This window comes from Bacillus sp. J33 (genome assembly GCF_000518885.1).
Classification (GTDB): Bacteria; Bacillota; Bacilli; order Bacillales; family Cytobacillaceae; genus Cytobacillus.
The window spans coordinates 1-13,102 of sequence record NZ_JAEL01000035.1 but is presented as its reverse complement, the minus strand read 5'-3'; the positions used below and the strand labels follow the sequence as shown (position 1 = coordinate 13,102).

The 13,102-nt window shown below is 37.4% G+C and carries 13 protein-coding genes; 7 read left to right on the top strand and 6 right to left on the bottom strand.

Translation table 11 applies throughout. The features are described from left to right. Window positions 1–2: 2 nt before the first annotated feature. Both L634_RS0112365 and L634_RS0112360 read left to right on the top strand, forming a co-directional pair. Window positions 3–938, top strand: a complete 936-nt coding sequence (locus L634_RS0112365; RefSeq protein WP_026582720.1) for an ABC transporter ATP-binding protein — start codon at window positions 3–5, stop codon at window positions 936–938. Between the two features lie 475 nt (window positions 939–1,413). Then, entirely contained in the window at window positions 1,414–2,586 is a 1,173-nt protein-coding gene (locus tag L634_RS0112360) for a putative glycoside hydrolase (RefSeq protein ID WP_442852699.1), read from the top strand. An 87-nt stretch (window positions 2,587–2,673) separates the two neighbouring features. On the opposite strand, the gene L634_RS0112355 is transcribed toward L634_RS0112360, so the two are convergent. Further along, entirely contained in the window at window positions 2,674–2,859 is a 186-nt protein-coding gene (locus tag L634_RS0112355; protein ID WP_026582718.1) for a hypothetical protein, read from the bottom strand. A 264-nt stretch (window positions 2,860–3,123) separates the two neighbouring features. On the opposite strand from L634_RS0112355, the gene L634_RS0112345 reads away from it, so the two are divergent. From L634_RS0112345 to pepF, 5 genes are all read left to right on the top strand, one after another. Next, on the top strand, window positions 3,124–3,699 hold the full coding sequence (locus L634_RS0112345) for a GNAT family N-acetyltransferase (protein WP_026582717.1): 576 nt from the start codon (window positions 3,124–3,126) through the stop codon (window positions 3,697–3,699). Window positions 3,700–4,196: 497 nt separating this feature from the next. Further along, on the top strand, window positions 4,197–4,592 hold the full coding sequence (gene spxA / locus L634_RS0112340; protein WP_026582716.1) for a transcriptional regulator SpxA: 396 nt from the start codon (window positions 4,197–4,199) through the stop codon (window positions 4,590–4,592). A 519-nt stretch (window positions 4,593–5,111) separates the two neighbouring features. Continuing rightward, on the top strand, window positions 5,112–5,774 hold the full coding sequence (gene mecA, locus L634_RS0112330; RefSeq protein ID WP_026582714.1) for an adaptor protein MecA: 663 nt from the start codon (window positions 5,112–5,114) through the stop codon (window positions 5,772–5,774). Between the two features lie 514 nt (window positions 5,775–6,288). Beyond that, a complete protein-coding gene (locus L634_RS0112320; RefSeq protein ID WP_026582713.1) occupies window positions 6,289–7,497 on the top strand; it encodes a competence protein CoiA in 1,209 nt (402 codons plus the stop codon). A gap of 142 nt (window positions 7,498–7,639) precedes the next feature. Next, window positions 7,640–9,457: an oligoendopeptidase F gene (pepF, locus tag L634_RS0112315; protein ID WP_026582712.1), complete on the top strand. Its 1,818-nt coding sequence runs from the start codon at window positions 7,640–7,642 to the stop codon at window positions 9,455–9,457. A gap of 43 nt (window positions 9,458–9,500) precedes the next feature. Here the strand turns inward: pepF and L634_RS33840 are convergent, their stop codons facing one another. From L634_RS33840 to L634_RS0112290, 5 genes are all read right to left on the bottom strand, one after another. Next, window positions 9,501–9,674, bottom strand: coding sequence for a hypothetical protein (locus L634_RS33840; protein ID WP_034262612.1), 174 nt, complete (start codon window positions 9,672–9,674; stop codon window positions 9,501–9,503). 345 nt (window positions 9,675–10,019) lie between these two features. Beyond that, entirely contained in the window at window positions 10,020–10,895 is an 876-nt protein-coding gene (locus tag L634_RS0112305) for a ClpXP adapter SpxH family protein (protein WP_026582711.1), read from the bottom strand. After that, window positions 10,892–11,296, bottom strand: coding sequence for a globin domain-containing protein (locus L634_RS0112300; RefSeq protein WP_026582710.1), 405 nt, complete (start codon window positions 11,294–11,296; stop codon window positions 10,892–10,894). Before L634_RS0112300 ends, L634_RS0112305 begins: the two co-directional genes overlap by 4 nt. 280 nt (window positions 11,297–11,576) lie before the next feature. After that, window positions 11,577–12,221, bottom strand: coding sequence for a lytic transglycosylase domain-containing protein (locus L634_RS0112295; RefSeq protein WP_026582709.1), 645 nt, complete (start codon window positions 12,219–12,221; stop codon window positions 11,577–11,579). A 28-nt stretch (window positions 12,222–12,249) separates the two neighbouring features. Next, window positions 12,250–12,840, bottom strand: coding sequence for a CYTH domain-containing protein (locus tag L634_RS0112290; protein WP_026582708.1), 591 nt, complete (start codon window positions 12,838–12,840; stop codon window positions 12,250–12,252). Between the last annotated feature and the right edge of the window lie 262 nt (window positions 12,841–13,102).

The following is a 13,102-nucleotide window of genomic DNA, read 5'->3' as shown; positions in this document are numbered from 1 at the left end:
TCATGGCAGAAAAATTGCTTGAAATTAAAAACTTAAAACAGCACTTTAATGTTGGTCGTCCAAATATGGTAAAAGCGGTAGATGGCATCACTTTTGATATCTACAAGGGGGAAACCCTTGGACTTGTTGGTGAGTCAGGCTGCGGTAAATCAACTACTGGACGAACAATTATTAGATTATACGATGCGACAGATGGCCAGGTTCTTTTCGAGGGTGAAGATGTTCATGGCAAAAAGTCTGCAAAAGAACTAAAAAAATTCAATCGCAAAATGCAAATGATTTTCCAGGATCCATATGCTTCCTTAAATCCGCGTATGACTGTAGCAGATATCATTGCTGAAGGCATCGATATCCACGGCCTTGCCAAAAGCAAGAAAGAACGTATGGAAAGAGTTTATGAGCTATTGGAAACAGTTGGTTTAAACAAAGAGCATGCCAACCGCTATCCTCATGAATTCTCTGGCGGACAAAGACAGCGTATCGGCATTGCACGTGCACTTGCAGTTGATCCAGACTTTATCATTGCCGATGAGCCGATTTCAGCGCTTGACGTTTCCATTCAGGCTCAGGTAGTTAACCTTATGAAGAAACTTCAGCGTGAAAAGGGGCTGACATACTTATTCATTGCCCATGATTTATCAATGGTTAAGTATATCAGTGACAGGATTGGTGTTATGTACTTTGGCAAACTGGTAGAATTGGCACCAGCAGATGATTTATATAACAATCCTATGCATCCTTATACTCAATCTCTTCTTTCGGCCATACCGCTTCCTGACCCAGAAACGGAACGCTCACGCAGAAGGAAGTCATATGAGCCGTCTATGCATAACTACGCAGAAAACGAAAAGCTTGAGATGCGCGAAATTACACCTGGCCATTTTGTTTATTGTTCAGATAAAGAATATGAACAATTAAAAGCCCAATATGCAAAATAACAAAAACGATCTCATTTGAGATCGTTTTTTTTACTCCTTGGAAAAAGTTATTTTGGATATACTTAGCACTTGATCTTTTCTTTACCGAAAAGGATATCCCAAGATGTAAAAACGACCCGCATATATTTAGAGAGCAGAAATATTTCTTTAACACTTTTATACGCTAATGTATTTTTCTTTAGTTTATAATACAACATTTTTACGAATATTACTATTAGAATTTTCGATTAATTATTTTTTTTCCGTAAACTCTTTTCGTTGAAATCTTTTATACAAATTTTAATTTATTTTTTATTTAAAGAGGTTTAAAGAATAAAAGTATAAGATACATATATATAGTGGACAAGTTTTTTAGTTTCAATATAGTAAGGGCTATAAAATAACATTATAATGAAGGTATATTTTTGAAGTTTGCAAGGATGAGGGGGCATAACAGTTGAATAATACAAAAAAGATGACTGCATCCCTGTTATTTATGGCAGGAGTTTCATTATCTGCAATTTCCGAAACCAGTGAAGCAAAAGACCAGGTAGTTATGGAGCCGGGCACCCAGCCGCAGAGAGAATATGTTTCTCTTAAAAAGGAATTGCCTGACCAAATTAGCCGTTTTCAATTTGATTCAGGCTATGCCTTTCAATATCCAGATGCTGTAAGAGGGGTCTATGTTACAGGGCATACAGCAGGAGGAGAAAGGTTTAATAAACTAGTGAATTTAATGGATGAAACTGAGTTAAATGCTATGGTTATAGACATAAAGGATGATTGGGGCAACCTCACCTATATTCCAGAGGAGAACTCCCCATACAGCAAAATAGGGAAACCTTACATAAAAGATACAAAAAAGATCCTTCAAACAATGGAAGAAAAGCAGATTTATCCGATTGCAAGGGTTGTTGTGTTTAAAGACTCCGTGCTTGCAGAAAAGAAGCCCGAGTGGTCCTTTAAAGATGGCAATGAAGTATGGAAGAACGGCAGAGGCGAGTCCTTTGTTAATCCGTTTTTGAAAGAGGTATGGGATTATAATATAGGAATTGCTATTGATGCAGCAAAAATGGGCTTTCAAGAAATTCAGTTTGATTATGTCCGTTTTCCAGAAGGATTTGAACATCGGGACTCTTCTTTGACTTATAATATGGGAAAGTATAAGGATTTAGAAATGGAGAACGTTCAAAAACGGGTAAGTGCTGTGACAGATTTTGTAGCATATGCAAAAGAGCAATTAGAACCATATGGAGTAAAGGTATCAGTGGATATTTTTGGATATACTGCAACCTTGCCTGAGGCTCCAGGAATTGGCCAGAATTTTTCTAAGATTTCTGAACATGTAGATGTAATTTCATCAATGATATATCCTAGCCATTGGACTTCTTACTTTGGGATAGCAAAGCCTGACTTGGAACCGTATAAGCTAGTAACGGAATATGCGAAGCTGGAGAAAAGGAAATTGGATGAACTGGAAAATCCGCCACTTTCCAGACCTTGGCTGCAAGACTTTACAGCTTCTTATTTAGGAGCAGGAAACTACAAAAAATATGGAAAAGCTGAAGTCGAGGCACAGATTAAGGCCCTCAATGAACAGGGGATAAATGAATTCCTGTTGTGGAATGCAGGTAATACTTATACACAGAACGTGGATTATACCCCATAGAAAAAGAGGCTGCAAATCCAGCCTCTTTTTCATATTATTTGACACCATTTTTGTATGCGTTATCATAGTATATAGGCATATTGAAATTTATTTTTTCTTTCCGCCTACGCTTTTCCATCCAGTCTGCACCCTTGCAGATTGATCCACGAATTGGGTTTTATTTTTACCGCCAAAAACCTTTTCTCCAATACCATTAGTCAGTACACCTAAAAAGGCAGTAAATCCAATAATGAGCAAAGCAACAATTGTTAAGTCTGTTATGTAACCAAGCATGATAAACCTCCATCTTTCTTTTCACAGTATCCTGTGATTATTATGAAAAACATCCCCTATCCTTATTTTATTCGAAATTTTCTTGTATTAAAAGGGGAAAAATTTCAAATACTTAATCAGACAGGAATGATCATAATATAGAAGATATGTCATTTATCCTTTCTAAGACACAGCTATGGAAAGGAAAGCTGGGAGCTTATCATGCTGGAATAAATACTCGAGCTGCCAAATCACTGTTTGGCAGCAGAAAAAAGGAGCAGATCCATGCATTGGTATGAAAAATTGAATCAGTATTTCCCTATCGAGGAAATGAAGTCAAAAGAACATATGGAAACCCTTTTAAAGGAGCGTTCTGATATTTATCATAAGGATGAAGGTCCTCACCATGTCCTTATGTACGCAGAACTTGATAATTTTGTGTTTATCGACTATTTATTTGTATCAAAGGAATCGCGAGGCCAAGGTTTGGGCCACAAGCTGCTGGAAAAGCTAAAAGCGAAGGGGAAGCCAATTATTTTAGAAGTTGAACCTGTTGATTATGAAGATACTGATACTGAAAAGCGTTTGCGTTTCTATAAAAGAGAAGGTTTCGAGCATGCCCAATCTATTGGCTACAGCCGCAGGTCCCTTGCAACAAATGAAATTAATACAATGGAGATTCTCTATTGGTCCCCAGGAAATCAAAGTGAAGAAATGATTTATGAAGCAATGAAAAAAACGTATGAATTGATTCACACATACCGGGATACTCACTTTTACGGCAAGTCTTATCAGCCTGTTGAAGAAGTTTTGACCTTTGAGGAAGATAAAATGGGCGGGGATGTTTTAGAGGACGTATAATGGATAATAATCCGCAGGGATTGATAATTAGAAAACACAGTCATTTATGTTAATGGCTGTGTTTTCATTTTCATAAAATAATTGAGAATAAAAAATTGAAATTATAAGGTTTAACCCGAAAAAACCTGGGTATTAAATAAGAGATTAATTAAAATCAGCAGGAATTTCCTTCTGCATAATTTTCCTTAAATCAGTTGGTTATTTAGATCCTTAAGAAATAAAATAGGGAAATTAATAAAAAAATGAAACTTTTCACTTTCTGGTTCGTCTTATATAGTAGATTCTTTTCTAAAAACGTTTGTTTAATTAATGTATAAGACTTTTTTCATATTTATAAAAAGTTATACCAAATGTCAAATTTTTAGTGTATAATACTTAATATAAATTACTTGATTAAAGTTATTTTAATTTAGATAGCTCTAAATATATGTAATTAAACAAATATTAATCTAGATGGTTTTATATATGTCTAAATTTAAGGAGTGTGAATTTGTAAAATGGTCACATTATACACTTCACCAAGTTGTACATCTTGCAGAAAAGCGAAATCATGGCTAGAAGAGCATGAAATAAGCTACAAAGAAAGAAATATTTTTTCTGAGCCTCTTTCGATTGAGGAAATTAAAGAAATTCTTCGAATGACAGAAGATGGAACAGATGAAATTATTTCTACCCGCTCCAAGACATTCCAAAAGCTCGATGTAAACCTTGAAACTATGCCTTTACAAGATTTGTTCGAGCTGATTAAAGAAAATCCTGGTCTTCTTCGCCGTCCAATCATTATTGATGAAAAACGTCTGCAGGTTGGATATAATGAAGATGAGATTAGACGTTTTCTGCCAAGAAAGGTTCGTACTTACCAGCTGCGTGAAGCCCAGCGCATGGTTAACTAATAATAATTAGACCTTCTATCTGCTTGCAGAGGAGGTCTTTTTTATTACTGCCTAACTGTGTTAGGTTACTTCTATGATGATTGGCTGGATTCATTTTCGTCAAAACTCATAGTTGATGATTTTATAGCTGTACATTTTATGGGAAGGGCTGCTCTCAGATATTATTTGGCATCTGCGAAGCCACTTCGCTTTTGTCCATGTTGGGTGAAAAATAACAAGGAAAATGGAAATAATAATAGAATATATCTTAAGTAAGCTGTTTTATTGGAGTATACCTATGCTGAAAAGATGCAATATTATAAGGAGCTCGGGTAATAGGCATATAACGGTTTTTTTAAAGATATGACTTTTTAATTCCCTTTATTCTTATTTTGTCATAAAATAAAAGTACAAGGTACAAAATACACTTTACCTTCTTTTAATGGGATTAACCGATTGATTAATGGGTAAATTGATTACACACATGACTGCTGGGGGTATTTAGTCCCTTCAATCATAGCCAGAAGGGAGAGTTGCTGCATGGAAATCGAACGTATTAATGATCATACAGTTAAATTTTATATTTCTTATCTTGATATAGAAGAAAGAGGCTTTGACCGTGAAGAGATTTGGTACAATCGTGAGCGGAGCGAGGAGCTCTTTTGGGAAATGATGGATGAGGTGCATCAGGAGGAAGAATTCCTGGTAGAGGGGCCGCTTTGGATACAGGTCCAAGCTTTGGATAAGGGCTTGGAAGTATTGGTTACAAAGGCTCAGCTTTCCAAGGATGGCCAAAAATTTGAGCTTCCTGTACCTGATGAAAAAGTGAAGGATTTGCCTGTCGATGAGCATATAGAGGAAATGCTGGACCATCACTTCCGAAAATCAGATGATGAAGATTCAGGGTATGATGGAGACCTTGAGTTCCTGTTAACTTTTAAGGACTTCGAGGATATCATTTCATTATCAAAACGTACAAATTTAGATTCTGTTAATACTAAGCTGTATTCATTTGAAGGGAAGTACTACCTATTTGCAGAGTTCCCGGAAGATCTTTTTGAAGAAGATGATATAGATAACATGCTAAGCATTCTTCTTGAATATGGGCAAGAAACTAATACTACAATTCACCGTATTATGGAATACGGGAAATTGATTTTAAATGAAAATGTTTTCGAAAACTTAAGGAAGCATTTTAAATAATTCAAACCGATTTCATTTCTGAAATCGGTTTTTTTGATGTTTAGCAAATTATCAAATCCAATTATGTGAATATCTTTGTGAAAAGTTGTCTGCATCTAGCTCCAGCGCCTAGCCAGTTTTTATCCCGAATTGGCTCCCTTGAATATCTTGCTCGGAACGTAACAAATCACTCCAGAAATCAGGACAAGGAAGGCTTCGGCAGCGATACACCGCCCGACCAAAGCGAGCTTTGGGAGGTTTCCTGCGTGATTCGTCTTATGCCTGTCGGACTTGCACACGATGTGCTGGCTTCAGCGTTCGCCACAGGACAAGGAAAGCTTCGGCAGCATCATCATCGCACGACCGAAAGCGTTAGCTTTTGGGAGGACGTGGCGGTTTTTAGCTGAAGTTTCTATTTCAAGGCGCTTCCGCTTTTGTTCTACATTTTATGAAAATGAAATTATAATGCCAGGACTTAAAGGATTTTGGAAGCATTGTGTAGAAGTAACATTACGTTAGGAAAGGAGATGATTATTTGTTAGTAGCCCAAACAGAGGAAGGAGAACGAATAAATCTGTCTGAGAAGAGAAATCTCTTCACTTTAAAAAAATTAAGGGAATGTAAGATGTTTTTTTGCCCTGAGTGCAAAGAAGAGGTTGCCATGAAAATTGGCACGAAGAGAATCCCGCATTTTAGTCACAAAAAGGGTTCTAACTGTGCAGAAAGCTATGAAAGGGAATCAGAGTACCATAATAGCGGCAAAGTTCTTATTTTAAACTGGCTGAAAGAAAAGGGACTTGATCCAATACTGGAACCATATTATCGAAACATTTCTCAAAGGCCTGATATTGGCGTCAATTTTAAGGGCATTGATTATGCAATTGAGTTTCAATGTTCAGTCATATCAGAGGAGTTATTTACAAAACGTTCAGAAGCGTATATACAATCAGGCATTATCCCTATTTGGATCTTGGCAGGAAAGAATATAAGACGCATAGGAAAAAATAAAATATCACTATCTGGCTTCCACTATTTATTTCTTCGGAAAACCGACCTAGGCCATTGGGTGATCCCTTCTTTTTGCCCCATTACTAAATCCTTTATTAATATCCACAATATCGTCCCTTATACAGTAAGAAACTCATTTTCAAATTATCATATTAGTCCATTGAGCAAAGCTGATTTGACAGCACTTTTTTGTCCGAATATCACAGGACATATAAACCAGTACGAGTGGCTAAGGGAAATAAGAAAAACTAAAAATCTTCTCCCGCAAATCCGAGGTGCTTTCCAAAATAAATTCCTGAAAGAACTTTATTCCCGCTCTTTGTCTCCTGTTCTCCTGCCTCCGGAGATTGGCCTCCCGGTATTTCACGCTCCTTTTATTGAAACATCCCCAATACAATGGCAAAGTTATTTATTTTTGGATGTGCTTTTAAATGAAGGTCCTTTTTCTTTGGAAAAAGTGATTTCCTGCTTTCATAATAGGGTAAGAAAAAATGATATTAAAATTAGAAAGCTCCCATTGGTTTGCGGTAATGCTCACCTTGCCATTCGAGAATATTTAGAAATTCTTATTCGTTTACAGATAATAGCTAAAGCTGGAATTGGGCTATACAAGAAAGCATCTTCATGCCCAGTACCGGAAACACAGGCATGGCTGCTTCAGCGGGAAGAAGAATTTTACCATAGACAAGGGGCTTTGATCATGAAAGGTACAAAACAATCGGTATTAATTGAATAAAAATTAATGAAAATCCCTTTTTAATCATACAATAATCGTGGATTGGACAATAATTGGCTATAAAAGAAGGATTTCGGTGTTAAAAGGAGAAGATACAGTATTGGTGTTTTATGAATTGGGACTACTGAATGGAGGATGAATAATGACGAACGAAACAACTGTAAAAAAACTTCCCGCTAGAAGTGAAGTAGCAGAGGAAGATACTTGGCGTCTTGAAGATATTTTCTCAACAGATGAAGAGTGGGACAAAGAATATAAAGAGGTAGAGCGGTTAATCCCAAATGCAGGCAAATATCAGGGGAAACTTGGCGAAAGTGCTGAGACATTATATGAAGCCCTTCAGTTTCAGGATCACTTATTATCCCGCCTTGGCAAGCTGTATACATATGCCCATATGCGTTATGACCAAGATACGACTAACTCTTTTTATCAAGGAATGGATGATAAAATTAAAAATCTTTATTCTGCAGCAGCTAGTACATTGGCATATATTGTTCCGGAACTGCTTGAGGTGGATGAAGATAAGATTGAAGGCTTTTTGGAAGAAAAACAGGAACTTCAATTATATAAGCATTCCCTGGAGGAAATAAACCTTCAAAGGCCGCATGTATTATCTGCTGAGCAGGAAGCTTTGCTTGCGCAGGCTTCCGAAGTGCTTGGAGCTTCCAGCAATACATTCGGTATGCTGAATAATGCTGATTTGGAATTTCCATCCATAAAGGATGAAAAAGGCGAAGAAGTTGAAATTACTCATGGACGATTTATCCGTTTCCTTGAAAGTGATGATCAGCGTGTACGCCATGACGCATTTAAAGCCGTATATGGCACATACGGTAAATTCCGCAATACATTTGCCAGCACTTTGAGCGGCAATGTTAAGAAGGATAATTTTAATGCTAAGATTAGAAATTATGATTCTGCACGCCATGCTGCATTAGCAGCAAATAATATCCCTGAAAGTGTCTATGAAAACCTAGTGAACACGATTAATGATAATTTGCACCTGCTGCATCGCTATGTCAAACTGCGCAAAAAGGTTTTAGGCGTTGATGAGCTTCATATGTATGATCTATATACACCCTTAGTTAAAGAAGTTAAAATGGATATTCCTTATAATGAAGCCAAGGATCTGATCTTAAAAGGATTGAAACCGCTAGGAGAAGATTATTTAAATATTTTAAAAGAAGGCTTTGAAAATCGCTGGGTGGATATTCATGAAAATAAAGGAAAACGAAGTGGAGCCTATTCATCCGGAACATATGGAACCAATCCATATATTCTGATGAACTGGCAGGACAATGTAAACAATCTATTTACTCTTGCACATGAATTCGGCCATTCAGTGCATAGCTATTATACGCGCAAATATCAGCCATACCCATATGGCAACTATTCAATTTTTGTAGCCGAGGTGGCGTCAACCTGTAATGAAGCGCTGCTGAATGATTATTTGCTTAAGACAATTGATGATGATAAAAAACGTCTATATTTGTTGAACCACTATCTCGAGGGCTTTAGAGGGACAGTTTTCCGCCAGACCATGTTTGCGGAGTTTGAACATTTAATCCATCAAAAGGCTCAGAAAAATGAGGCCTTAACAGCAGATTCGTTAACAAAAGAGTATTATGAACTTAATAAGAAATATTTTGGAGAAGAAGACATTGTGATTGATGAAGAGATCGGTCTGGAATGGTCAAGAATCCCGCATTTCTACTACAATTATTATGTATATCAATATGCAACTGGCTTCAGTGCAGCAACAGCTCTAAGCAAACAAATCCTTCAGGAAGGTCAGCCTGCAGTAGATCGATATATTGAGTTCCTAAAGTCGGGAAGTTCAGATTATCCAATTGAAGTCCTGAAGAAAGCTGGTGTTGATATGACCAGCAGCAAGCCAATTGAAGATGCATGCAAAGTGTTTGAAGAAAAGCTGAACGAAATGGAGAGTTTGCTGTCATAATTAAAAGGAGCCGGACTACATGTCTGGCTCCTTTAATCTTGATTTAAAATCCCTTAAATCGTCTGCGGTCATTCAAATATAAAAAGAGGATCAGCAGTGAAACAAACAGAATGGGAGAGGTAATAAATATGGGTATGAGCTTCATCAATCCAAAAATATTTAGGATAAAGGAGAGCAAAATGAGCAATAGCATCAGGATGATGGGCAGTTTTTTCATTTGTGTTCTCCTCCTTACATAAAACATTTTTGAAATTGCACAATTAAAAGTCTAAGAACTTTCTATATAATCTTATGCGGTTGTCCAGTAATCATGACTTGAATATGACAATATTGTGAAGTAGCACACAAACTGCTTGTTAATATGGTTTTTTCCATGGTATATTACAGGTGTGAAGTTGATCACAAGCAAATATAAACCCCTTTGTTTGATTGTGAAAAATTTCTCCCATCCCCTTTGTTCGTATAAATAATCCGAAAAAAGCCGTGCTTTCGATCTGCATGGTTTTTTTCATTAATAATGAGTTAATAAAAGAAAAAGCTGTGCTAGTGCACAGCTTTCTTTCTAACCAATATACTTCCAAAACTTCCCGTATTTAGCCGGGATTTGTTCAACTACCTGTTTTAGCTGAAGCTTCTTCATTTCCCGATTTACTTCATTATCTGACATGTTATAGACAACTGAGATTTCCTTGCTTGCTACAAGCTTAAAATATTTTAAAAAATATTCTAATGGTGGGAGGGAGGAACGTTCTGGCTTAAAAGGAAGCATTTCCTCCAGGATTTGTTCATAGATTTCATAAGGATAATAACCCGTTACTTTTATTCCTTCCTCTTCAATATTTTCATTAAAGAAAACAAGGGTTGGAATTTCCTGGACATCCATTTCAGAAGTTATTTTTAAGTCGCATTGAAAAGCTTTTGCTGCACTGTCTGAATGGATATCAGATACAAACTCGACTACATCAAGACCGACATCTTTTGCACAATCCTTTAAGACCTCAAAGCTGGAGACATTCTGTTTCTCAAGAAATAAGACCTCCTGAAGTTTGCGTAAATACTTGATGCCCGCTTTTCTGCCCTGCAATTCAGCTGCTTTAATCGCAATGGATGCAAGATGGGGAGAAGAAATTGGGTTTTCAAACCAAACGCTTCCGTCACAGGACATTCCAGAGCGGCTTGCTGTTTTTTCCCACAAATCCGCAATGTTTTCATAATTTTGCCTTTTCCCCATATTTAAGGTAGCCAACCGGCCGCTTAATACATGTTTTATTGAAAAGTAGCGTCCATATTCAATGAGCAGCTTTTTAAGAATTGGTTCGAGTGCCCAGCATTCAGGACATAGAGGGTCAACGAACATATATACTTCAATCGGCTTTTTCTCACTGCCATGGCAATGGGGAGATACCTGTTTGTATTCAAATGAGTCCCGCTTGTTCACGATCCTTCACCTTTCATATCATTTTCAGGTGAGTTAATCATATGCTGTGCGGTAAGAACAAGCCTTGCAAAAAAGTCTTCCCGCAATGGTCCATCCAGCCCGATTTCGTCCATTGCACTATTCATGCAGGAAAGCCATGCCCTGGCCCTCGTTTCCGTTATAGGAAAAGGCATATGCCTCGCTCGCAGCATTGGATGCCCATGCTCTGAAGTATATAATGGCGGCCCCCCTAAATATTGGGTCATGAATTGTTTTTGTTTTCTAGCTGTCTCTGTCAGATCATCTGGAAAAATAGGAACGAGATCAGGATGTTGTCCTACGCGCCGGTAAAAAGCGTCTATAAGCTTGTGCAGCTTTTCCTCACCAATAGCGTCGAAGGGAGTGTGCATTTTCTCGGCCATATTTAAAAACTCCTTTTATGAGTTAGTTCATTTATTAGAACCTTCCTATTTAAAATAGGATGCTGTTATCTCTTTATATTCTATCAATGGGGGGGTTATATCTCAAACAAATAGCTTGCCGCGCTGGAACTTAGCACTTAGGGAACCATTTTGCCTGGATGCAGATTTTTCTAATAGTATGAGTAAATAACATACCATCAATCCGGATGCAAGTTAAAATAATGATCCTTTACCGTTGAAAAAAGCCGCCTGGCTATCAGGCGGCTTTTCAATATAATCTTTATGCAAGAAAAGTGGAAGTTACTTTTTTAATGTAGGTCAGAGTTTCCTTAAAAGGAGGAACGCCGCCGTATTTATCTACATTTCCAGGTCCGGCATTGTAGGCAGCGAGTGCCAATTCAATATTATCTCCATACCTGTCCATCATTTGCCGCAGGTATTTTACACCGCCAAATATGTTTTCGGCTGGATCGAAGACATTTTTTACGCCAAGCCCTCTCGCGGTTTCCGGCATGAGCTGCATAAGTCCGGAAGCACCAGCTGGACTGACTGCGTTTGGATTGTAGTTTGATTCTTGTTTGATGACAGACTTAATTAGTTGTACAGGAACATTAAATATATCTGAAGCTTTTTTAATTAAATCATCGAAATCACTTTTTGTAGTGTCGGCCAGCTTGGTCAGCTTTACAGGCGGCATGGCCGCAGCATTGAAATGCTTTGTATTTGCCAAATTCAAATAAGGCTCCAGAGATGCAACAGTACCAAGCCCTCCTGTAGCTTGAAGTTCTGCAGTTTGTCCGCTGCCTGACATTAAACCTGCTAAGAGCTCCTGAAACAAAGGGTTTGAATTATTAGTTTGCTTTTTATCGTTAAAGCTTTGAAGTGCTTGTAATTCCAGCATTAATTTTAATTGATCTACGTTCATAGTAAAGCTCCTTGGCAAAAGGGAATTTTTATGTTTCCTTTTGCTGTCTATATTTTTCGTTATAGAACCGCTTAATTTTATTTTCGGTTTTTCTTACGGGAATGTTTAGCTCTTTGAGCATTTTATAAAAATTAATTTCGCCTTCTTCCCTATTTTTTACTTCATATTCAATCTCAAAATCTTCCTGATTTAAATACCTGCTGTGATCCAATACAGCTAACCCATTTAAATATTCTATTTCTGCCCGGGCTGTGGAGAGTGAGCCAAAATATTGAAGTTTATCCGTATCTACATCCATTTGCTTTATTGTATGCCTAATCTGTTTACTAAGAATTTTTCCTGTTGCAAGCATTTCCTGAGCCTCAGACTCTGTAATCTGCTCATTGGTTTCCAAAAGCCCTTCAGGGTGCGGCTGTTTTAGCGTTATCTCAAAGGAACCATTTTTCTCACGGACCCTCAGGGCACTTCCTTTAGATTTTAAAGAAAATTCAGGCGTGTCAAAGTAATGGTTTACCTGTTCGGTAAAATCACATTCCCGAATGTTCAAAAACCTCATAAATGCTAAGAATTCATCCTTTCTAAGGATATTTTTAAATTCAATTTCAACATTTCTGGACATGCCTAACTCCACCTCATTGAATCTTATTTATCTTATTATCTCTTCCATTAGCCATGACTGCAATCTTTGAGATTTTTAGAACTTCTGTGATAAAGTGAAAATCGGAAAAAGGATCCCCTAAGAATTCCGGCTGAACGGAATCGGGCATTTACGGGCAGTTAAAGCAAAATCTGCTTTGAAAAAACCAGAAGGGGTTTTACTGCCCGTTAATCTGCGATAAAGTGAAACTCAATCAGTGGGGAAGGCGATTTTTATTCCCCAC

Excerpts from the sequence above, each read along its gene's own strand:
- L634_RS0112365 (WP_026582720.1), top strand. The coding sequence starts at position 3 with ATGGCAGAAAAATTGCTTGAAATTAAAAACTTAAAACAGCACTTTAAT.
- L634_RS0112360 (WP_442852699.1), top strand. The coding sequence starts at position 1,414 with ATGGCAGGAGTTTCATTATCTGCAATTTCCGAAACCAGTGAAGCAAAA.
- L634_RS0112355 (WP_026582718.1), bottom strand. The coding sequence starts at position 2,859 with ATGCTTGGTTACATAACAGACTTAACAATTGTTGCTTTGCTCATTATT.
- L634_RS0112345 (WP_026582717.1), top strand. The coding sequence starts at position 3,124 with ATGCATTGGTATGAAAAATTGAATCAGTATTTCCCTATCGAGGAAATG.
- spxA (WP_026582716.1), top strand. The coding sequence starts at position 4,197 with ATGGTCACATTATACACTTCACCAAGTTGTACATCTTGCAGAAAAGCG.
- mecA (WP_026582714.1), top strand. The coding sequence starts at position 5,112 with ATGGAAATCGAACGTATTAATGATCATACAGTTAAATTTTATATTTCT.
- pepF (WP_026582712.1), top strand. The coding sequence starts at position 7,640 with ATGACGAACGAAACAACTGTAAAAAAACTTCCCGCTAGAAGTGAAGTA.
- L634_RS33840 (WP_034262612.1), bottom strand. The coding sequence starts at position 9,674 with ATGAAAAAACTGCCCATCATCCTGATGCTATTGCTCATTTTGCTCTCC.
- L634_RS0112300 (WP_026582710.1), bottom strand. The coding sequence starts at position 11,296 with ATGGCCGAGAAAATGCACACTCCCTTCGACGCTATTGGTGAGGAAAAG.
- L634_RS0112295 (WP_026582709.1), bottom strand. The coding sequence starts at position 12,221 with ATGAACGTAGATCAATTAAAATTAATGCTGGAATTACAAGCACTTCAA.
- L634_RS0112290 (WP_026582708.1), bottom strand. The coding sequence starts at position 12,840 with ATGTCCAGAAATGTTGAAATTGAATTTAAAAATATCCTTAGAAAGGAT.